14 protein-coding genes and 1 tRNA gene are annotated in these 19,844 nt (G+C 64.3%); 8 read left to right on the top strand and 7 right to left on the bottom strand.

What is annotated here, in order from left to right:
• Positions 1-17: 17 nt before the first annotated feature.
• On the bottom strand, positions 18-3,350 hold the full coding sequence (locus EV686_RS12160; RefSeq protein ID WP_132477204.1) for a UvrD-helicase domain-containing protein: 3,333 nt from the start codon (positions 3,348-3,350) through the stop codon (positions 18-20).
• The gene (locus tag EV686_RS12155; protein ID WP_132477203.1) at positions 3,340-6,042 is read right to left on the bottom strand and encodes a PD-(D/E)XK nuclease family protein; all 2,703 of its coding nucleotides are present in this window, start codon (positions 6,040-6,042) and stop codon (positions 3,340-3,342) included. Before EV686_RS12155 ends, EV686_RS12160 begins: the two co-directional genes overlap by 11 nt.
• A gap of 94 nt (positions 6,043-6,136) precedes the next feature.
• On the opposite strand from EV686_RS12155, the gene EV686_RS12150 reads away from it, so the two are divergent.
• A complete protein-coding gene (locus tag EV686_RS12150) occupies positions 6,137-6,958 on the top strand; it encodes a TOBE domain-containing protein (RefSeq protein ID WP_132477202.1) in 822 nt (273 codons plus the stop codon).
• On the opposite strand, the gene EV686_RS12145 is transcribed toward EV686_RS12150, so the two are convergent.
• From EV686_RS12145 to modA, 3 genes are read right to left on the bottom strand one after another with little or no spacing between them, the layout of a single operon-like run.
• Positions 6,936-7,643 (bottom strand): ATP-binding cassette domain-containing protein, encoded by a 708-nt coding sequence (locus EV686_RS12145; RefSeq protein ID WP_132477201.1) that lies wholly within the window; start codon positions 7,641-7,643, stop codon positions 6,936-6,938. The genes EV686_RS12150 and EV686_RS12145 overlap by 23 nt on opposite strands.
• Positions 7,640-8,329, bottom strand: coding sequence for a molybdate ABC transporter permease subunit (gene modB / locus EV686_RS12140; RefSeq protein ID WP_132477200.1), 690 nt, complete (start codon positions 8,327-8,329; stop codon positions 7,640-7,642). The genes EV686_RS12145 and modB overlap by 4 nt, the downstream gene beginning before the upstream one ends.
• Positions 8,330-8,363: 34 nt before the next feature.
• Complete coding sequence (gene modA / locus EV686_RS12135) at positions 8,364-9,116, bottom strand: molybdate ABC transporter substrate-binding protein (RefSeq protein WP_132477199.1); 753 nt, start codon at positions 9,114-9,116, stop codon at positions 8,364-8,366.
• 268 nt (positions 9,117-9,384) lie between these two features.
• Here modA and xerD point away from each other — a divergent pair, with 268 nt between their 5' ends.
• From xerD to EV686_RS12115, 4 genes are all read left to right on the top strand, one after another.
• Entirely contained in the window at positions 9,385-10,293 is a 909-nt protein-coding gene (xerD, locus tag EV686_RS12130) for a site-specific tyrosine recombinase XerD (RefSeq protein ID WP_132477198.1), read from the top strand.
• Positions 10,294-10,312: 19 nt separating this feature from the next.
• The gene (ybaK, locus tag EV686_RS12125) at positions 10,313-10,804 is read left to right on the top strand and encodes a Cys-tRNA(Pro) deacylase (RefSeq protein ID WP_132477197.1); all 492 of its coding nucleotides are present in this window, start codon (positions 10,313-10,315) and stop codon (positions 10,802-10,804) included.
• 144 nt (positions 10,805-10,948) lie between these two features.
• Complete coding sequence (locus tag EV686_RS12120) at positions 10,949-12,016, top strand: PLP-dependent cysteine synthase family protein (protein WP_132477196.1); 1,068 nt, start codon at positions 10,949-10,951, stop codon at positions 12,014-12,016.
• Positions 12,017-12,110: 94 nt separating this feature from the next.
• A tRNA-Arg gene (locus tag EV686_RS12115) sits at positions 12,111-12,185 on the top strand.
• A gap of 13 nt (positions 12,186-12,198) precedes the next feature.
• Here the strand turns inward: EV686_RS12115 and EV686_RS12110 are convergent.
• A complete protein-coding gene (locus EV686_RS12110; protein ID WP_132477195.1) occupies positions 12,199-12,957 on the bottom strand; it encodes an IclR family transcriptional regulator in 759 nt (252 codons plus the stop codon).
• A 141-nt stretch (positions 12,958-13,098) separates the two neighbouring features.
• On the opposite strand from EV686_RS12110, the gene EV686_RS12105 reads away from it, so the two are divergent.
• Positions 13,099-14,496 carry an FAD-dependent oxidoreductase gene (locus EV686_RS12105; protein ID WP_165972590.1) on the top strand — a complete coding sequence of 466 codons (1,398 nt, stop codon included), beginning with the start codon at positions 13,099-13,101 and terminating at the stop codon, positions 14,494-14,496.
• 99 nt (positions 14,497-14,595) lie between these two features.
• Positions 14,596-15,606 (top strand): Bug family tripartite tricarboxylate transporter substrate binding protein, encoded by a 1,011-nt coding sequence (locus EV686_RS12100; RefSeq protein ID WP_132477193.1) that lies wholly within the window; start codon positions 14,596-14,598, stop codon positions 15,604-15,606.
• Positions 15,607-15,668: 62 nt separating this feature from the next.
• Here EV686_RS12100 and EV686_RS12095 read toward each other — a convergent pair whose 3' ends face one another.
• Positions 15,669-16,550: a LysR substrate-binding domain-containing protein gene (locus tag EV686_RS12095; RefSeq protein WP_132477192.1), complete on the bottom strand. Its 882-nt coding sequence runs from the start codon at positions 16,548-16,550 to the stop codon at positions 15,669-15,671.
• A 132-nt stretch (positions 16,551-16,682) separates the two neighbouring features.
• On the opposite strand from EV686_RS12095, the gene ydiJ reads away from it, so the two are divergent.
• Positions 16,683-19,763, top strand: coding sequence for a D-2-hydroxyglutarate dehydrogenase YdiJ (gene ydiJ / locus EV686_RS12090; RefSeq protein ID WP_132477191.1), 3,081 nt, complete (start codon positions 16,683-16,685; stop codon positions 19,761-19,763).
• The last annotated feature ends 81 nt before the right edge of the window (positions 19,764-19,844 follow it).

The raw sequence follows: 19,844 nt of genomic DNA, 5'->3' as shown, positions 1-19,844 counted from the left end.
ATACGAGATTGCCGCCGTCAGCCGCTGTTCTGGTCCAGCCAGAGATCCACCCTGGGGAAATACAGTGCGCCCCTCGCCGGCCGGCCGTCCAGTGCCGTCACCTGTTCGCAATAGCGTTCCAGCTGGCCGGCGTACCGCTCCCTCATGCGCTGGGCGAACCGGGCCTCGCTTTCGCCTTCCGCCGGCGCTCCCGTCTTGTAGTCCACCACCAGCCAGCCGGATTCGTCCGCAATGGCAAGGTCGATGACCGATACGCGGCCCGATATATCCAGCAGCGACCACTCCCGGTGGGCGTTCGCCAGCCCCAGCAGCCACCGTCCCCGTTCGCTGCGCACGGTCGCCAGCAGCGATGACATGACCAGTTCCACGCCCTGCTCCAGCGCATCTGCCACCAGCCCTGTGCGCGCCAGCTGGGTGCGCAGCAGCCCGCCGCTTTCCTGGAGCCGTTCGGGCGGCCACTGCGATACGCCGTCCCGGCCGATCCGTTCCAGCCATCCGTGCGCCACCGTGCCGGCCAGGCGCTCCAGGCCGGAGCCGTCCTGCCATTGCCATGGAACGCCATAAGCAGCAGGCAGCGGGATCTCTTCCGCCACCGGCAACAGGGACAGCGGCAGGCGTGCCAGCGGCGCAGCGGCAGGCCGCTGCGCCTGCCGGCTCTCTTCCTGCGGCGGCAGAGTCTCCGGCGAGGGGGGGTGCGGGATTTCCGGCAGGTGATCCCAAAGGCGCCCCAGCAGGCTGCCGGCGGCCGGCGGCCGGATACCGCCCGACGCGGTCAGCGCGACTTCACCCACCAGATGCAGTTGCCGCCGCGCACGCGTCGCTCCCACATACAGCAAGCGGTCCGTCTCATAGGCGCTGCGCTGCTTTTCGCGCTGCGCCAGATAGGCCGATACGGGATCGGGCGTTTCGGATGCGCGCGGCGTGATCGGGCCCAGCATGATGTCGCCGTCGCTTTGCTCGAAGCGGATCAGGGGCTGCGTGTCCGCGCGCGGCCTGCGATGCAGGCCAGCCAGAATCACTGTCTCGAACTCCAGCCCCTTGGATTTGTGGATCGTCATGACTTCCACGGCGCGCTCTGCGTTGCCAGGCGCGGCGAACAGCCGCTCCAATTGCTGTTCGAACGCGGCCAGATCCAGGTTGCCGTACGGAGCCAGGGTTTCGAGCAGGCGAAAGACCTGCTCGGTATCGGCCGCATCGCCGGGAGAAGGATAGGCTTCGCGTCCTCCCAGCCTCACCCAGCAATCCTGCAGCCAGGCAGGGAACGGGACGGCGCCGGAGGCATTGGTGCGATCCAGCAGCACCCGGCAGGCATGCCTTGCGCGCTGCGCCTCGTCTTCGTCCATCCCGCCATTGCCTTGCGCATCGCGCCGCAGCCATGCCGACAGCAGGACCGGCACCGCCGCTTGCAGATCACCGCCCGCAATCGCATGCAGGCTTTCCAGGCGCAGGCCGCACAATGGAGAGCGCAGGACGGACAGCCATGCCAGGCGGTCTCCGGGATGCGACAGCGCGCGCGCCAGCTGCACCAGGTCCGAAATGAGCTGGCGCTGGCGCAGCGGCTCGAGTTCGACGGCTCGGCAGGGGATGTTTTCTTCGGACAGCCTGCGGACGATACCTTCCAGGTGGGGACGCGCCCGGACCAGGATGGCCACGGGATGCGCATGTTCCCGGTTCTGCTCCAGCGCTTCCCGCGCAAGCTTCAGCATGATGCGCTCGGTCTCGTCCGCCGCCGCGTCGGGATCCGCCTCGTCGCCCGACATCGTCCAGACGGGATGCAGGGCCACGCCCAGGCCGTCCTCGCCCGGCTGGAATGCCTCCGAGGGCGTGTAAGTGATGGCACCCAGCACCGGATCGGACGCTGCCGGGAAGATGTGCTGGAACACACGGTTGACCCAGTCGACCACATTGGCCTGGGAGCGGAAGTTGGTAGTCAGTTGCAGCGCCGTCAACGGAAGTTCGCCCAACCCCTGCGACTGCACGCGCAGGAACCAGCCCACCTCCGCCTTGCGGAAGCGATAGATGGACTGCATGGGATCGCCCACCAGGAAAAGCGTCCTGCCGTCTCCCGGCATCCAGCCGGAAGTCAGCAAGCGCAGTAGTTCGATCTGGGACTGGCTCGTGTCCTGGAATTCGTCGACCAGGATATGGCGCAGTCGCGCATCCAGTTTCAGCAGCAGGTCGCCCGGATCGTCCGCCGAGCCCAGGGCCTGTGTCGCGCTTTGCGCGATCTCGATGAAATCTACCTCTCCCGCCTCGCCGAAACACAGCTTCAGTTGTGCCGCAGCCAGTTTCAGCACCTTGAGCAGCGCCCGCAGCGTGGCCCGTTGCACGGCGTCATATCCCTGGGGCGCCTGCCTTGCGCGGGCCAGAGCAACCACCCAGCCGGCCTGCGGATCGGCCGATTGCAGCCACTCCGTAAAGGCTTCCTTGTGCGCGGATTTCGCCTCGAAGCCCAGGGTTTTCGTCACCTGCTTGCGCAGGTCGTTCTGGCTCGTCAGCAATACATGGGCAAGCGCCTGCCAGCGCGGCAGATCCTCGATGGCTGCCGCGAACGGCGCTCCGTCCCAGCCCAGCAATGGCTCCAGCGCATGCGATGCCTGCTGCGCGGACAGGACTGCGGCCGCCGTGGACACGGGTCCCGCCAGCGAGACCGCCCATCCCCTCGGCATGAGAGCAGCCAGGCTGCGCAGGTCGGCTTCGACCGCATCCTGCAGGATATGCTCCAGGTAGTCGATGTCCTCGCCCGCGCCCAGCAGCGGCATCCATTGATCGCGGCTGCCCAGCATATCGGCGATGAGCGACTCCGCGATACGCATGTCCACGTCCAGATGCGCCACCAGTTCGGCCACTTCGGGGAATTCGTCGATCAGTTCCAGCGTGGCGCGCGCCGCCGCTTCGTAGTGGCCGCGGGCATCGTCGGTGACCGAGGGCATGCCGCCCAGCGCGCTGAGCCACGGCATGGAGCGCACCAAGTGCGCGCAATAGGCATCGATGGTGCGGATGCTCAGGCGCACGGGATGCTGCAGCAACTGCCATCCCTGCTGCTCGTCCCGCGCCAGCGCGGCGCGGGCGAGCTCCCAGCTGCGCATGCGGTGCGCCTCCTGCGGCGCAGGGCCCATGCCCGCCTGCAGCTTGCTCATGACGCGCGCATGCATCTCCGATGCCGCCTTGCGCGTAAAAGTAATGGCGACGATTTCCTCGGGCTGCCCGACGGTCGCCAGCAGGGCCAGAATGCGGTCCGTCAGCAGTTCCGTTTTCCCGGAGCCCGCAGGCGCCTGGATCAGGAAGGATTGCGCCGGGTCCAGCGCCTGCGCGCGCACATGGCTGTCGCTTGGTTGCCTATGCGTCATTTGCTTCGGATTCCTTCAATCGCAGAAACGGCAGTACATCGCAATAGTCCAGGTCGGACGGATTCCATATCCGGTTGGCGGCATGGCCGGCCGCATACTCGTCAGCCAGCGCCTCGATGGTATTGCGCCATTGCCGCATGACATCGGCCCAGGCGCTTTGCGCGTACATGGGCCAGTCGGCCAGCTGCGCCAGGCCTTCCATCCCCGTATCCGCATCGGCCAGGCCGCGCACCTCGATCTTCCTGGCATGCAGCCGCACCAGCGCCAGCGCATCGACCGAGGACTCGCCGCTGTCGCCAAGGACAGCGGCATAGAACGGCAACTGCAAATTGACAATCCGCTCGCGCATCCAGTGGCTCTTGGGGTCGATGGGTCCTATCCCCGTCTTGTAGTCGATGACAACCAGGCTGCCGTCGTCCAGCCTGTCGATGCGATCAAGGCGCACATTCAGCTCCAGGGCGCCATGCCGCCAGTTCGCCTCCCGCTCCAGGTCCTGCACATGGAACGGCCTGCGCTGCAACTCCGCGCCCAGCCATGCCTGGAGCACATCCCGCGCCCGCAAGGACTCGAGCCTGCGCAAGGTTTCAGGATAGCCGGATAGATATTCTTTGGCCGCCTGCTCGACAGCCTGCTGCAACAGTTCGTCCAGGCTATTGCGTTCGACCGCCGCTTTCAAAGCCTCCTGTCCGGGCAGCATGCGCCAGACCAGTTCGATGCAGCGGTGCAGGAAGCTCCCCCGGATGTTCGGATCGCTGGCTTGCGCGTAGGCGGGCAACTGGCTGGCTCCGAGGCGATACTTGACGAAGGCCCACAAGGGATTGCGCGCCTGCGTGTCCAGCACGCCAATGCCGCCGCGCACCGCCGCATGCGGGCCGGAAGCATCGTCGCGCTCCGGATCCGGCGCGGAACGGCCCGCCAGCAGCGCCGGCCCCCACTCGTCCTGCAGAGTTTCCAGCGCGGGCGACACGCCACCGTTTTCCCGAGCCAAGTCCATTTCCTGAACGGGCAGGCCTTGCAGAAAGGGACTTGGCCTCAGCATCTGCTCGCCCTGGAGCCGGGCATGGCTGAACCACATGTCCGGCGCGCAGCGCAAGAGGGCCGCATACATGGCCTGCGCCCATTGAAGCTCGCGCGCAGGCGTGGCGCGCGGCGCATTGGCCTGGCGCAGCACCTGCAATGGCAGCAGGGGATTCGGCTTTGCCATGGCCGGCAGCACATCGTCGGTCAGGCCCAGCACCCATACGCCGTCCCAGCGACCTCCTTCCGCCTCCAGCATGCCGAGCACATCCAGCCGCGACTGCGGATCGCGCTGAGGCTGGAACAGGGTTTGCGCCAGCAGGCGCTCCAGCGCCGACAGCGCGGCATCCCTGCGTATCCGGCCAAATACGAATGCCTGCGCGACCAGCCCGTCCATAGCCTGGTCCAGGGCTTCCAGCGTCTGATGCGCCGCGCTGTCCTGCACGCCCTCCCCCGGAAAACCCAGCAACGCGAGGCCTTGCCGGAAGCGATCCATCCAGGCGTCCAACGTGTCGGCGCGCGCTTCGGACTGCGCATGCCCGAAAGACTGCTCCCATGCCTGGGCCAATGCCGGCGCCATAAGAGACAAGCGTTCCTGCCATTCGGCCAGCGTCATGCGCAGGATGCCTCGCCTGCGCAGCCAGACATCCAATGCCGCCCTGCCCGACGCCTCGCCCAGGCTGCCTGCGCAAGCGCCGCCCAGCAAGGCCTGCCCCAGCGCATCCGCGCCGCATGCGCCCTGCCGCAGGAATTCGGACTGCACGCGCAGCCATGCCATGGCCGCGCGCACCAGCGGCCACTCCGACAAGGGCCGGGCGACAGCGATGTTGTATTGCGCGGGCGCATCCGGCCAGGCGAGCTTCCAGGCCTCGCGCAACACGCGATGCGCGAACGGGACGCTGGACTCCAGTTGCGCGGCAATGATGGCAAACCGCCCCTGGGGATTGCTTCGCAACTGCGCCACCGCCCATTGGGCGGCAAGCCGCCATTCCGCATCGGGGTCGGGCGCTTCCACCCGAACCGCGCTCCGCGCCTCCGGCTGCCGGTGCTCCAGCACCCGTACTTCGACGCCCCGCCGCTCCACCATGTCCGCCAGCGCTTGCAGGCGCGGAGACAGTTCCGCGAATCCCGACAGCAGCAGCATCCGGCAGGACAGATCCAGCCGTCCATCTTGCACCGCCTCGCAGACACGCTCGAACATCTGGTTGGCATCCTGCGCGTCCAGTTCGCGAAGCCGTTCATGGTAGGCCTGCCTCCAGACCAGCAGGCGTTCGTACTCCGCCGTGGCCATGGCCTGGGGCACGTCCAGGCGCCAGTCGGCCATCAGGCGGTCGGCATCCATGGCCAATGCCGCGGCCTGGCCCACATCCAGCAGGGGCCTGTGCGACTCCTGCTGCGCGATCACCTGCCGCCACAATTGCCGGGCGCCGAATCCATCGAGCACGTGCGCGGGGCCATCGTCCTGCGACAGGAAGGTCAGCGACTCTTCCGCCTGGCGTATCCAGGCGGACAGCGGCAGAATGCGGGGAGCCTGCCGGACGCGACGCTCTTCGGACAGTTCCGCCGCCAGATCGGTGATCAAGCGCCGCGACTGGCGGTTGTTGACCGTCAATACGAGCACATCCTGGCCCGGCAGGCTGGCGAATTCGGCAAAGGAAATTTCCGGGAATGGCATTTGGTTCTTGGAATCCGGGGATACGACGCTTACACTTAGGGCCTGTCAACAGGACCTAAGCCAAGGCTAGCGGCACGATTATGGACAATCCAGCATGAAGAAGAAAGAAGAGACCGACGACTCTCTGCAACTCGAAGGATCCATCTGGTTTCGCTCCGGCCAGCAGAACTGGGGAAACCCGCGCCGCATGGCGCTGCTCGCCGCCATCGACAGCCAGGGCTCCATCACCGGAGCCGCCAAGTACGTCGGCCTGAGCTACAAGGCAGCGTGGGATGCCGTCGACGCCATGAACAACCTTGCGGGCGAACCCCTGGTGCAGCGTACCACAGGCGGCCAGCGCGGTGGCGGAGCGCGCCTGACGGAGCGCGCCAGGGAACTGCTGGAGTTGTACCAGTCCCTGAGCCACGAGCACGAACGCTTCGTCGCCAAGCTAGCGGCCATCGAAAGCAGCCACAGCCGCAACCTGGAGCTGATACAGCACATGATGTTCCAGGTCTCCATCCGCAACAAGCTGACGTGCGCCGTGGAGTCCATAGCCGAAGGCAAGGTCAATTCGGTCGTCACGCTGGCGCTGGGAGACGCGCTGCGCATCCGCGCTTCGATCACCCAGGCCAGCGTCCACAATCTCCGGCTGGAGCCAGGCCGGCGCGTGATCGCGCTCATCAAGGCGTCGTCCCTTGCATTTGGCCTGCCCGACAGGAAAAAACCGAAGGCCGGCCAGAACCGCGTCAGCGGCCGCGTGTCGAACATCGTCCTGGACGACAGCTACGCCGAAGTCCAGCTCTCGCTGGATGAGGGCCGCACCCTGACGGGCACGATTCCGCGCGCTGACTTCGATAAGCTCGGTCTCGAAGAAGGCGACCAGGCCATCGCCCTGTTCGAGGAATCCAACGTCATGCTGGGAGTGCTGGATTGAACGTCGCGCCGGGACAGCTCGAAACCACGCTGCCGTCCACCAGTTCGAAAACCGTGTCGGCCAGCAGGCGCACATCCTGGGGATCGTGCGTAATGAGTACGGTAGGCACCGTCAGCCTGGCCTGAAGCTCTGCCAGCTCTTCGCGTAGCTTGCGCCGCAAGCTTTCCTGCAAGGCAGAGAATGGCTCGTCGAGCAGCAGGATGTCCGGCCTGGTTGCCAGGGCGCGCGCGAGCGCGACGCGCTGGCGCTGTCCTCCGGAAAGCTGGTCTGGGTAATTTCCCAGCAGCGGCTCCAGTTCGAAAGTACGCACCCAGTACATGGCCTCGTCCGGCAGGCCGGACCTCTTGCCCGGATTACATATCCCCGTGCTCAATCCGAAGCCGATATTCTGGCCCACGGTCAGGTGCGGGAACAAGGCATATTCCTGGAACAGGTAAGCCAGCCGGCGCTGCTGCGGCTTCAGGCAAATGCCCTGGCTCGAGTCGAACAGCACCCGCTCGCCGACCTTGACATGGCCGGAATCGGGACGAAGCAGCCCCGCGATCGATTTCAGGGTCAGTGTCTTGCCTGCGCCAGACGGTCCGAACAGCGCGATGCGCCGCGCTTGCGATGCAAACGCCATGTCCAGGTTGAATTGCCTGCCGCCGGAAGACAGCAGGAGTTTGATGGAAACGTCGATACTCATGCCGACCGTCCTCCGCTTTTCTGCTTTCTTGCGCCAGCCTGCAGCAAGTAGCTGGACACCCAGAGCACGATCACGCAGGTGACCGAAGTGATGGTGACCAACAGGCTGGCCATGGCATCGTTGCCCGCCTGCACCGCCTCGTAAATGGCGATGGAAAGCGTTTGCGTCTTGCCCGGAATGCTGCCCGCGATCATCAGGGTTGCGCCGAATTCGCCCAAAGCACGGGCGAATGCCAGCAGCACGCCAGCCAGGATGCCACGCGAAGCCAGCGGCAGAGTAACGCGGAAAAACAGGGCGACTTCGCTGACGCCCATGACCCGGCCGGCATCCTGGTATTGCCCGTCCACAGTCTGGAATGCCGCGCGCGCCGACTTGAGTACCAAGGGGAAGGCCACCACGGAAGCCGCCACGACCGCCCCCTGCCAGGTAAACACGAGCTCGATGCCGAAGTCGGCCAGGAACGGCCCCAGCCAGCCGCGCCGCCCCAGCAGCACCAGCAGGTAATAGCCGATGACCGTGGGCGGCAGCACCATGGGCAAGGTCAGGATGGAATCGATCAGGTCGAACCAGGTCGATTGCTTGCGCGATAGCCAATAGCCGATTGCCACTCCAAATACCGTGGCAAAGAAAGTGGCCCAGAGGGCCACCTTCAACGAGAGTAGCAGGGGTGTTGCTACACCAGACATGCGAAGCTTCCGTTTTTATGAGGTGTGAGAAATCTCAGGGCTTCTGAAAGCCGAAGCGCGCCAGGATCTCCTGGCCCTTGCCGGACAGGACGTAGTCCTTGAATTCCTGCGCTTTTTCGCTGCGCTTGTCGCGCGTGGTCAGCGAAATGGGATACAGCACGGGCTCGGGTGTTTCCACGCTGAGTACCTTGTTGACCTTGTCTGCGGCCACGGCGGCGTCGGTACCGAACACGAAGCCGGCATCGACTTCGCCGCGCACGACATAATCCAGGGCCTGGCGCACGTTTTGCGCCATCAGCAGCTTGGACTCTACCGCAGCCCAATCGCCGGATTTTTCGAGACTGGCCTTGGTGTAGCGGCCGACCGGAACGGTTTCCGGATTGCCGATGGTGATTCGGGTGACCTTTTCGTTCTTCAGGTCGGCCAGCGATTTGATTTCGACACTGGCATCCTTGGGAGTGATGAGAACCACTTCGTTGCGGACGAAGTCGGTGCGCGTGGCGGGATCGATGGCCTTGCCTTCCGCGGCCTTGTCCATGGACTTCTGGTCGGCGGAGGCGAAGATATCGATGGGCGCGCCGTTCAGGATTTGCTGCAGCACAACGTCGGAAGCGCCAAAGGTCAGGTTGACCTTGACATCAGGGTTCTCGGACTCATACTGCTCGGCCACGGCCTTGAAGGCATTGGTCAGGCTGGCGGCTGCGCCGACAGTCACTTCGGCGGCATGCGCCGCGGTCAGCGCGGCGAAGCTGAAAACCGTGGACAGTGCAAGACGTTTGAAATTCATGATTTTTCCTTTGCCCAAAACCGGGCCTTGTAAGCGCCATCCCTCGGACACGGCAGGCGGCATGTCTGCGAACATCGACGGGACGACCATTGAAAGCGATGCGGCATCGATCGAACAGACTCAAAATATATATACATACATAACGATAGTCAATGAAGCATATCAAGAAACCGGCGATAGTGTTCCGGCCGGCACTTTAGCCGGTGCCTGGATACAGACCGGTACATGCGCTAAGATGCCCAGAGCCTCACTCGCACTACGTATACGCATGCCCTCCTCCCCTGCCCCCGCCAAGCACGCATTGCAGCCATTCCTCGATGCGCTCTGGCTGGAAGACGGGCTGGCCGCCAACACCCTGCAGGCCTACCGGCGCGATCTGAGCGCATTTGCGGAATGGCTGACGGCGCACGGCGGCAAACAGCTGAACGACGTCCAAACCGCCGACATCCAGTCATGGCTGGCCGACGAGCACAAGCGCACAAAAGCATCCACGGCCAACCGTCGCCTGGCCGCGCTGAAACGCTACTACCTGTGGGCGCTGCGGCAGGGACACATCCATGCGGACCCCTGCCTTTCCCTGCATACCGTCAAGCAGGCCGCGCGATTCCCGAAGACACTGTCGGAAGGACAGGTCGAGGCCCTGCTGCAGGCGCCCGACACATCCTCCACCCTGGGCCTGCGCGACCGGGCCATGATCGAAACCCTATACGCCACGGGGCTGCGCGTCAGCGAACTGACGGGCCTCGGCATGGCCGACGTCAGCCTAACCGAAGGCGTCGCCAGGGTCGTCATGGGAAAGGGCGGAAAGGATCGCCTGGTTCCGCTGGGCGGAGAGGCGCTGCACTGGATCGAACACTACCTGGAGGAATCCCGGCCCGGACTGCTGGGCGCCAGGCGCTGCGACGCATTGTTCGTCACGAGCCGCGCCAGCGCAATGACGCGCCAGTCCTTCTGGCTGATCATCCGCAAATACGCCCTCGCAGCCGGCATCCATACTCCCCTGTCCCCGCACGTGCTGCGGCACGCCTTCGCTACCCACCTGCTCAACCACGGCGCGGACCTGCGCGTGGTGCAGATGCTGCTAGGCCATGCGGACATTTCCACCACCCAGATCTATACTCACGTGGCCCGCGAGCGGTTGAAACAACTGCACGCCACTCATCATCCACGCGCTTGATCGCACCACAGAACCCGTCATGGCCAAGGCAAAACACGTCTCGGAAACCCCGGCAACCAAACTACTGAAGCAGCACGGCATCGCTTTCAGCGAGCATCCGTACGACTATGTCGACCACGGCGGCGCCATGGAAGCCGCGCGTCAGCTCGGCCTGGACCTGCATGCCGTGGCCAAGACGCTGATCATGGAAGACGAGAATCGCCAGCCGCTGGTCGTGGTCATGCATGGCGACAAAGAAGTATCCACCCGCAACCTGGCCCGCCAGATCGGCTGCAAGCGGGTGGAGCCCTGCAAGCCGGAAACGGCCCAGCGCCACTCAGGCTATCTCGTCGGCGGCACGTCTCCTTTCGCCACGCGCAAGACCATGCCGGTGTGGATCGAGGAGGAACTCCTGCAACTGCCCGAGATCCACATCAACGGCGGCCGGCGCGGCTATCTCATCAGCCTGTCGCCGCAAGCGCTGGTGGATCTGCTGGACGCCAAGTCGGTTCAGGCCGCGCTGGATCGATAACCACGCGCCAAAGCGCAAGCCTCGTCGTTCAAGACGAGGTCAAGCGAGGCGGTGTTCATATGGCGCCGCAGGCGCCCCCGTATAGTGGCGAGGAAGCTCCCGGCTTCAGGCGGGAGTGACTCACAAAACAAGGCATAAATACAAATGGACAAGCCAAACTCATGGGCCACAACGGCCATACAGAAAATCGAACGCGATTTTCGCCGTTCCGCGGATACCCATCTCATCCCCCTGGAGCTTCCCGCGTTCCGCGACATTTCCCTGTATATCAAGGACGAATCCACCCACCCTACCGGCAGCCTCAAGCACAGGCTGGCGCGTTCGCTGTTCCTCTATGCCCTGTGCAATGGCTGGGTGACCGAAGGCACGACCATTATCGAAGCATCGTCCGGCAGCACCGCCGTTTCGGAAGCCTATTTCGCCCGTATGCTCGGACTGCCATTCATCGCCGTCATGCCGCGCAGCACTTCCGCGGCAAAGGTGGACCTGATCAAGTTCCACGGAGGGCGTTGCCACTTCGTCGACCGCTCGGACGAGGTCTACGAGGAGGCCAGGAGGCTGGCCGCGCAAACCGGCGGCCACTATATGGATCAATTCACTTATGCAGAGCGGGCGACCGACTGGCGCGGCAACAACAATATTGCGCAGTCGATCTTCGACCAGCTTCAGGACGAACCACATGCCGTGCCTCGCTGGATCGTCACAGGCGCGGGAACGGGGGGCACCTCGGCGACAATCGGCCGCTATATCCGATACCATGGCTATGAGACACAGCTTTGCGTGGTCGACCCCGAGAACTCCGTATTCCTGGATTTCCACCGCACCCGCGACGCAAGCCTGACGAATCGGGGCTCATCCCAGGTGGAAGGCATTGGCCGCCCCCGCGTGGAACCTTCCTTCATCCCCGACGTCATCGACCGCATGGTCCGCGTGAGCACCGCAGACTCCTATGCGGCGATGCATCATCTCGCAGCCTTGACCGGCAAGCGATACGGAGCGTCCACAGGCACCGATTTCTACGGAACGCTGATCCTCGCCAGCGAAATGTTGGCCGCCGGCCAATCAGGGTCCATTGTCTTCCTTGCCTGCGATTCGGGTGACCGCTATCTGGACTCGTACTATGATGAAGGCTGGCTCAAATCGCAAGGCTACGCCATCGACCCGAACCTGCGAACGATTGGAGGAGTATGCGAATCGGGTGCGTGGAGCTGATGGCGAAGACTGCCGCGCTTTGGCCGCTTTCACTTTGCCATACTCCCTCCGATACTGTTAGACTTACGCCCTGCCCGGAACCTGTTTCGGCGCTGTCCCCTTAGTTAAATGGATATAACTTTCCCCTCCTAAGGGAAGATTGCAGGTTCGATTCCTGCAGGGGACGCCAGCAGCCCGATCGTTCACCGCACTTCGATGGCATCCCCCAGCCGGGTTTCCCTTCTGAGAATATCCAGGACTTCCTGCCGCCTTGCTCCCGACAGCCGGCTTTTTACAGTCGCGACGCTGATGGCGGCGATCGGTTCGCCGGCCTGGTTGCAGATCGCAATGCCTATCGCGCACACCGAAGGAATGATCAGTTCGCTGTTATAGCCATAGCCGAGCGCGCGGGACTCGCGCAAAAGACGCTGGATGGCGATCATTCTTTCGGGGCCGAAACGCTCCAGGTAAGGAGCGCTGGCCCGCATCGCCCGCTCGACCTCCGCCTCGTCCATATGCGCCAGCATCGCGGCGCCACCGGCGGAAACGCATAGCGGACGCCTGGCGCCCACTTCGACAGTCAAGGCCTTCAACGGATACGCGCCTTCGCAGCGTGCGATGCAGATCGATTCGTGCCCGCTGCGCAAATTGAAGAACGCCGTATCGCCGGTGATTTCCGCCACCTGCTCGAGGATGGGCGTGCACAGGGTTTCCCAGTCGAACTCCTTGCGCACCGCCAGCCCCAGTTCGAACGCCAGCCTGCCCAGCCGATAGCGGCGGGTATCCGGATCCTGCATGACCATGCCTTCCCGTACCAGGCCGGCCAGCAGGCGGTGCGTGGTGGAATGGTTCAGGCCGCAGTAAGACGCCAGCTCCGACAGGCGCCACCCCGAATGAGAGCGGATCGAAATAGCCCGGACCAGCGTGAATACACGCTGTATGACTTGGGTGCCGTTATCCATTTTTCCATTATATGAACAATTGATCTGTGGCAATGACCTTATTTTTCAAGGATAAATCCATAATGAACCTGGCTATGCCAAGAATATGAAGGTCATGATTTCATTATGCAAACAGAAGGGCAAGAGATGAGAACAGATCAGATGCAAGCATGGGATACGGAAGTCCTCGTGATAGGCGCCGGCGCTGCCGGCGTCGCGGCCGCAGTCACAGCCGCGCGCCGCGGGCTGGATGTGACCCTGGTCGAATCAGGCTCCATGCCCGGCGGAGAATTGCTGACCGGGATGGCGATCGACGGCGCGCTCAATGGTTGCGGAGAATGGGTCGTGGGCGGCTTCGCCACCGAACTGCTGGACGAATGCAAGCGGCTGGGGGGGTACATCGGCGCGCTGAACGATTGGCGCCTGATCCATTACGTATGCTATGACCCGGAGATCATGAAACTGGCGGTGGCCAATCTGCTGGCTCGCCATGGCGTGAAACTGCTGCTCCACACGTTCGCCTATGACGTCGAACACGAGCACGGCCGCGTGAAAGCGGTGCATATCCTGAACAAGCAGGGCCGCACGCGCATCACGGCCCCGCTGTTCATCGACGCCTCCGGGGACGGCGACATCGCCGCCATGGCCGGGGCATCGTACCTAAGCGGCGAAAACGGCCAGTACCAGCCGCTGTCCCTGATGTTCCGCCTGGCCAATGTGAATACCGGCGATCTCCTGGATTTTCTCGCCCGCGAGCCGGAGCATTTCGCGCTGGGCGAAAGCGATGCCATCCGCGGCGGGCGCAGCGACCAGGAAATCGCCCAGGAAGTGAAAAAGCAGGGCCATCCAACCGTTTTCCTCAAGGGTGACGGGCCCCTGCTGGCACGCGCGATCGAAGCGGGCGAGCTCTATCCCACGGCACTGATCATGATCCAGCCCACATCGACGGAAAAGCGGGAGGTATGCCTGAACACCACCCGCGTGGCGAATATCGACGCCACGCGCACCAGCGAACTGAGCACCGTGCTCGAACCGCTGAGCAAGCAGATAGAAATCTGCACGAACTTCATGCGCAAGCGGGTACCCGGGTTCGAACATGCCGTACTGTCGGGGCTGGCCCAGCGTATCGGCATACGGGAGACACGGCGCATCGCCTGCGACGAGACGCTTTCACAGGAGGACGTGCTGTCGGCGCGAAAACGGCGGGACGGCATCGGCAAAGGCAGCCACCACGTCGACATCCATCAGGACGGCATCGGACAATTGCGCATCCCGGTGGAGGGCGGAGGCTCCTACGACATCCCCTGGGGCTGCCTGCTGCCGAAGGGACTCGACAACCTGGCCGTTGCCGGACGCTGCCTGTCCGCCGACCGTCCGGCGCACGGTTCGGTGCGCGTCATGGGCCCATGCATGGCGATGGGCCAGGCAGCGGCCACCGCCGCTTCGCTTCTGCTCGCGGAACAGGGACGGTCCGCGGAGACCGGCTTTCGCGCCATGGATATCGCACAGCTGCGCCAGGCGCTGGCCAGCGACGGCGCCATCCTCGAAGGCACGCATTGAACCAAGGGAGACAGGCTGCGAAGCTCCCCGGAACCAGCAACCTTCGGGACGGACCGCGGTCCACGCATCACATCATCAAACCACAGAGAGGGTCAAGCCATGATCAAAGCACAATCCAGGCCCAGCGCATTGACACGCATTTTCGGGCTGTCGGCATTCCTGTTCGCTCTCCTGCCCGGCATGGCCGCCTTCGGCAGTCCGGCGCAAGCCGCAGAATACCCGGAGCGCCCCATCCGCATCGTGGTGCCCTTCGGCGCCGGCGGCCTGACCGACATCCTGGCGCGGCTGATCGCCGATCGCCTGTCGCAGGATGCCGGCTGGCAAGTCATCGTCGAGAACAAGACCGGCGCGGGCGGCAACATCGGCGCCGCCGACGTCGCTCGCAGCAAGCCCGACGGCTACACGCTGCTGATGGGCTCCATCGGCACCAACGCCAGCAACCCGTTCCTCTACCGGAACATGCCTTACGATCCGAAAAAGGACTTCGCGCCGATCACGCTCGCCGCCACAGGTACGCTGCTGCTCGTCATGAATCCGGACCTGCCCATCCACTCGACCCAGGAACTGATCGATTACGCCAAGCAGCATCCGGGGGAATTGAGCTATGGTTCCGGCGGCATGGGCGCCTCGCAGCATCTGGCCGGAGAATTGCTCAAGTCCATGGCCGGCGTCGACATCCAGCACGTTCCGTACAAGGGACTCGCCCCCGCCATTCCCGATCTGCTGGCGGGCCGCATCGCCTTCACTTTCGACATGGCCACCGCCCTTCCCTATGTCAAGGAGGGCAAGCTACGGGCCATCGCGGTGGCCAACCCCGAACGCTCCCAGGCCTTGCCCGACGTTCCCACGATCGCCGAGTCCGGCGTGCCCGGATATGCCGCCAGCGCCTGGTACGGCATGTTCGCCCCGGCCGGAACTCCAGAACCCATCATCCGCCAGTTGAACGAAAGGATTTCGCATATTCTGCGGCAGGAAGACATTCGCCAGCGCCTGCTGGCCATGGGCGCCGAGCCAGCCGTGAGCACTCCGGAGGAACTCGCGGCGTACGTGGAGGAGGAATCGGGGAAATGGGGGAAAGTCCTGAAGACGCTCAACCTGCAATTGGACTGATCCGGCTCCGGGCATGAGCAGATCAACAGCATGGCCGGCAGCCCGGCGCCGTCGGCTACGCGTCACTTTCCCAGCAGCCACCCCCTGAAGGCCGCCAGCGAAGGCAAGGTCTCGTTCCTGGGCGGGTACACCAGGCAGTAGCTTCGCTGACTGGCAATCGTCTCGCCTGCCGCCGCCAGCTCGCCCCGCAGCAGCTCATCCTCCACCAGCATCCTGGGCACCAGCCCGACGCCGATGCCCGCCCTGACCGCCAGGATCAGATGCGATGTCAGCTCGAAACTGGGTCCTATCCGCATTTGCCTGTGATCCAGCCGGTGATGCGAAAACCACTGCGCCCAGGCCTGCGGATTGCTGGCGACCGTCAGCAAGGGCTGCTCCTGCATCCACTCCAGTGTCGGCGCATGCCCGTCGCGAACCGCCTCCCTGCGCACGACGGCGACCAGCGACTCGTGGTGCAGGCGGTGCGCGACCAGGCCCGGCCACTCGCCGAACCCCACCGTAATGGCGGCATCGATATCGCCGGCATTGAAATCGATGTCGCCGATACGGGAATGGATATGTATCGTCACGCCCGGGTACGCCGCATAGAAATCATTCAGGCGCGGCAACAGCCACTTGGCCCCGAACGTCGGGAGAATGGCCAGCCGCAGCGCGCCGATGCCGGACTGATGCGACATGGCCTGCAGCGTCGCGCTGCGGATCATGCCGAGCGCATCGCTCAGATCGTCGAAGTAACGCCTCCCCGCATCGGTCAGCCTGACCGAACGCCCTTCCCTGCTGAACAGACGGATTCCCAGTTGTGTCTCCAGCGTCTGGACCTGGCGGCTGATGGCGCTCTGGCTCAGCGACAGCTCGTCCGCCGCACGGGCATAGCTCTCGTGCCGGGCGGCCGACTCGAAAATCAGCAGCAGGGACATGGAAGGAGTCAAACGCCTATAATTCATGAGTTTTATGCAACATTCCCGGTAGAAAATTCCGTTTGTCAATCAGCGCTTACTGGAAGATACTTGAGCCAATCCATGCCTGCAACACAAATCATGCAGGAAACACAAGATTCGGCAGCGAAGTCCTGACTCATGAGCCATCGTAAACCCACGCAGATCGTCCCTCTTCCGGATGCCGCCAGCCCCCTGGCGCAGTCATACCGCGCATTTCTCGATGCCGCGAAGGCCGCGGGCTTCAAGGGCGAAGTCTGTACGGATCACGCCAACCGCACCGTCATCGCCACCGACAACTCCATCTACCAACGCCAGCCCCAGGCCGTCGTATACCCCACGCACGCCGAGGACCTCCAGATACTGGCGGCCCTGTTGTCCCGAGCCGAATACCGCGACGTCGTGCTGGCGCCGCGCGGCGGCGGCACCGGCACCAACGGGCAATCGCTGACCGACGGCATCTCCGTGGATCTCTCGCGGCACATGAACCGCATCCTGGAAATCAATGCCGAAGAACGCTGGGTGCGCGTGCAGGCGGGCGTGGTCAAGGACCAGCTCAACGCCGCGCTGAAACCGCACGGCCTGTTCTTCGCGCCCGAGCTGTCCACATCCAATCGCGCCACGATCGGCGGCATGATCAATACCGACGCCAGCGGCCAGGGCAGCTGTACCTATGGCAAGACCCGCGACCACGTGCTGGAGCTGGATTTCATCCTGCCAGGCGGCGAACGCCTGCAATCTCGTACTCTGACGGAAGACGAGCTGGAACAGGCCTGTGCCCGCCAGGACCGCATCGGCAAGGTTCATCGTACGGCGCGGCGCATCATCGACGAACAGGCCGCCCTGATCGACGCCAAGTTTCCCAAGCTGAACCGCTGCCTGACGGGCTACGACCTCGCCCATCTGCGCGAACCCGATGGCCGCTTCAACCTGAACAGCGTGCTGTGCGGCTCCGAAGGCTCGCTGGGCTTCGTCGCCGAAGCCAGGCTCAACGTGCTGCCCATCCCGAAGTACTCGGTGCTCGTCAACGTGCGCTATGCGGCCTTCATGGACGCGCTGCGCGACGCGCGCGCGCTGGTCGCGCATCAGCCGCTGTCGATCGAGACCGTGGACTCCAGGGTGCTGCTGCTGGCCATGAACGACTTTGTCTGGAGCAGCGTATCGGAATACTTTCCCAGCGACCCGTCGCGCCAGACACTGGGCATCAACCTGGTCGAGTTCAGCGGCGACGACAAGGACGAGGTCGACGCCAAGGTCGCCGGCTTCATCGAGCATTTGCAGCGGGATACGACGGTGGAACGCCTGGGCCACACGCTGGCCATGGGCTCGGCAGCGGTCAAGAACGTATACAACATGCGCAAGCGCGCCGTCGGCCTGCTGGGCAATGTGGAAGGCGAGGCCCGCCCGCTGCCGTTCGTCGAAGACACCGCCGTTCCGCCCGAGCACTTGGCGGACTTCATCGCCGAGTTCCGCGCATTGCTCGACTCCCACCAGTTGCAATACGGCATGTTCGGCCACGTGGATGCGGGCGTGCTGCACGTGCGGCCCGCGCTGGACATGAAAGACCCCTCCCAGGCCGCCCTGATACGCACCATCAGCGACGGCGTGGCCGGGCTGACGCACAAGTACGGCGGCCTGCTCTGGGGCGAGCACGGCAAAGGCGTGCGCTCGGAATATTCGCCAAAGTTCTTCGGCGAGCTGTATCCCTTCCTGCAGCAGTTGAAGGCCGCATTCGATCCGCACAATCAGTTCAATCCGGGCAAGATCGCCACGCCGGAAAACAGCCGGGCGGCGCTGCTCAGGATCGACGAAGTCCCCACGCGCGGCGAGCATGATCGCCAGATCGACGAGCGTGTCTGGCAAAGCTACGGCGCCGCCATGCACTGCAACGGCAACGGCGCCTGCTACAACTTCGATCCCGACGACGCCATGTGTCCTTCCTGGAAGGCGACGCGTCAGCGCATCCACTCGCCCAAGGGGCGCGCCTCGCTGATGCGCGAGTGGCTGCGCCTGCAGGGCCAGGCCGGCGTGGACGTATTGCAGGCTGCCGGGCAGTACACGCCGTTCAGCAAATCGCTGTGGCAGCGCTGGAAGAATTCCCGCGCCGCACGGCGCGGGGATCCCGATTTTTCCCATGAGGTCTATGACGCCATGGCGGGCTGCCTGGCCTGCAAGTCCTGTGCGGGACAATGCCCCGTCAAGGTCAACGTGCCGGAATTCCGCTCGCGCTTCCTGCAGCTTTACCACCAGCGCTATCTGCGGCCCCTGCGCGACTACATGATAGGTTCGCTGGAGTTCACGATTCCCTGGTTCGCCAAGGCGCCCGCCCTCTACAACGGCATCATGGATCAGCCCTGGGTGCGCAAGCTGCTGCAGACGCGCGTCGGCCTGGTCGACAGCCCTCTGATAGACCGGACCGACCTATCGCCCGCACTGAAGGCATGGCGAGTGCGCCCAGCCACCGCCGAAGCCCTGGCAAGCCTGTCGCCGGAGCAGAAAGCCCGCAGCATCGTCCTTGTGCAGGACAGCTTTACCCGTTACTTCGAAACCGGGCTGCTGGCCGACTTCATCGAGCTGGCGGCGCGCCTGGGCTTCCAGGTCTGGATGGCGCCTCTGCTGCCGAACGGCAAACCGCTGCACGTGCAAGGCTTCATGCGCGCCTTCGAAAAGGCGGCCGTCCGCAATGCGGCGCAGCTGCGCCGTCTGGCCGGCGCAGGCATTCCCCTGGTCGGCGTGGATCCCGCCATGACGCTGACCTACCGCCAGGAGTATCTCAAGGTCTCCGGGGCCGGCCAGGTTCCCCAGGTCATGATGCCGCACGAGTGGCTGCTGCAGGCATTGCCGGAAGGCAGCCAGCCGGCTGCGGACTCTCCCTCGTATCGCCTGCTTGCGCATTGCACCGAAAAGACCAATGCGCCGGACAGCTCGAAGCAATGGGAAGGGGTGTTCGCGCGCTGCGGGCTGCGCCTGCGCGTGCAGGCCACGGGCTGTTGCGGCATGTCCGGCACATACGGCCACGAGGCCCGCAATCTGGAAACCTCGAGAACCATCTACTCCCAGTCCTGGCAGGCGCACGTGGAAACCCTGGAAGAACAGGACGAGGCCCTCGCCACCGGCTATTCCTGCCGCAGCCAAGTCAAGCGACTGTCGGAGCGCACACTGCGGCATCCACTGCAGGTACTGCTGGAGCGGATGCGCGCCGGCGCACAGCAACACGCATAGCCAGGGCGAGCCGCGCCCCGCACAAGACAGCGCCCCGGGCGGAGGCGGACTCCGGCCGGGGCGTCGATGAATACGATTGCG

The sequence above is a fragment of the Paracandidimonas soli genome, assembly GCF_004342005.1.
Lineage (GTDB): Bacteria > Pseudomonadota > Gammaproteobacteria > Burkholderiales > Burkholderiaceae_B > Paracandidimonas > Paracandidimonas soli.
This window is presented reverse-complemented; position numbering and strand designations above follow the sequence as displayed.

Excerpts from the sequence above, each read along its gene's own strand:
- EV686_RS12150 (WP_132477202.1), top strand. The coding sequence starts at position 6,137 with ATGAAGAAGAAAGAAGAGACCGACGACTCTCTGCAACTCGAAGGATCC.
- xerD (WP_132477198.1), top strand. The coding sequence starts at position 9,385 with ATGCCCTCCTCCCCTGCCCCCGCCAAGCACGCATTGCAGCCATTCCTC.
- EV686_RS12160 (WP_132477204.1), bottom strand. The coding sequence starts at position 3,350 with ATGACGCATAGGCAACCAAGCGACAGCCATGTGCGCGCGCAGGCGCTG.
- EV686_RS12145 (WP_132477201.1), bottom strand. The coding sequence starts at position 7,643 with ATGAGTATCGACGTTTCCATCAAACTCCTGCTGTCTTCCGGCGGCAGG.
- modB (WP_132477200.1), bottom strand. The coding sequence starts at position 8,329 with ATGTCTGGTGTAGCAACACCCCTGCTACTCTCGTTGAAGGTGGCCCTC.
- EV686_RS12095 (WP_132477192.1), bottom strand. The coding sequence starts at position 16,550 with ATGAATTATAGGCGTTTGACTCCTTCCATGTCCCTGCTGCTGATTTTC.
- ybaK (WP_132477197.1), top strand. The coding sequence starts at position 10,313 with ATGGCCAAGGCAAAACACGTCTCGGAAACCCCGGCAACCAAACTACTG.
- ydiJ (WP_132477191.1), top strand. The coding sequence starts at position 16,683 with ATGAGCCATCGTAAACCCACGCAGATCGTCCCTCTTCCGGATGCCGCC.
- EV686_RS12100 (WP_132477193.1), top strand. The coding sequence starts at position 14,596 with ATGATCAAAGCACAATCCAGGCCCAGCGCATTGACACGCATTTTCGGG.
- EV686_RS12120 (WP_132477196.1), top strand. The coding sequence starts at position 10,949 with ATGGACAAGCCAAACTCATGGGCCACAACGGCCATACAGAAAATCGAA.
- modA (WP_132477199.1), bottom strand. The coding sequence starts at position 9,116 with ATGAATTTCAAACGTCTTGCACTGTCCACGGTTTTCAGCTTCGCCGCG.
- EV686_RS12155 (WP_132477203.1), bottom strand. The coding sequence starts at position 6,042 with ATGCCATTCCCGGAAATTTCCTTTGCCGAATTCGCCAGCCTGCCGGGC.
- EV686_RS12110 (WP_132477195.1), bottom strand. The coding sequence starts at position 12,957 with ATGGATAACGGCACCCAAGTCATACAGCGTGTATTCACGCTGGTCCGG.
- EV686_RS12105 (WP_165972590.1), top strand. The coding sequence starts at position 13,099 with ATGCAAGCATGGGATACGGAAGTCCTCGTGATAGGCGCCGGCGCTGCC.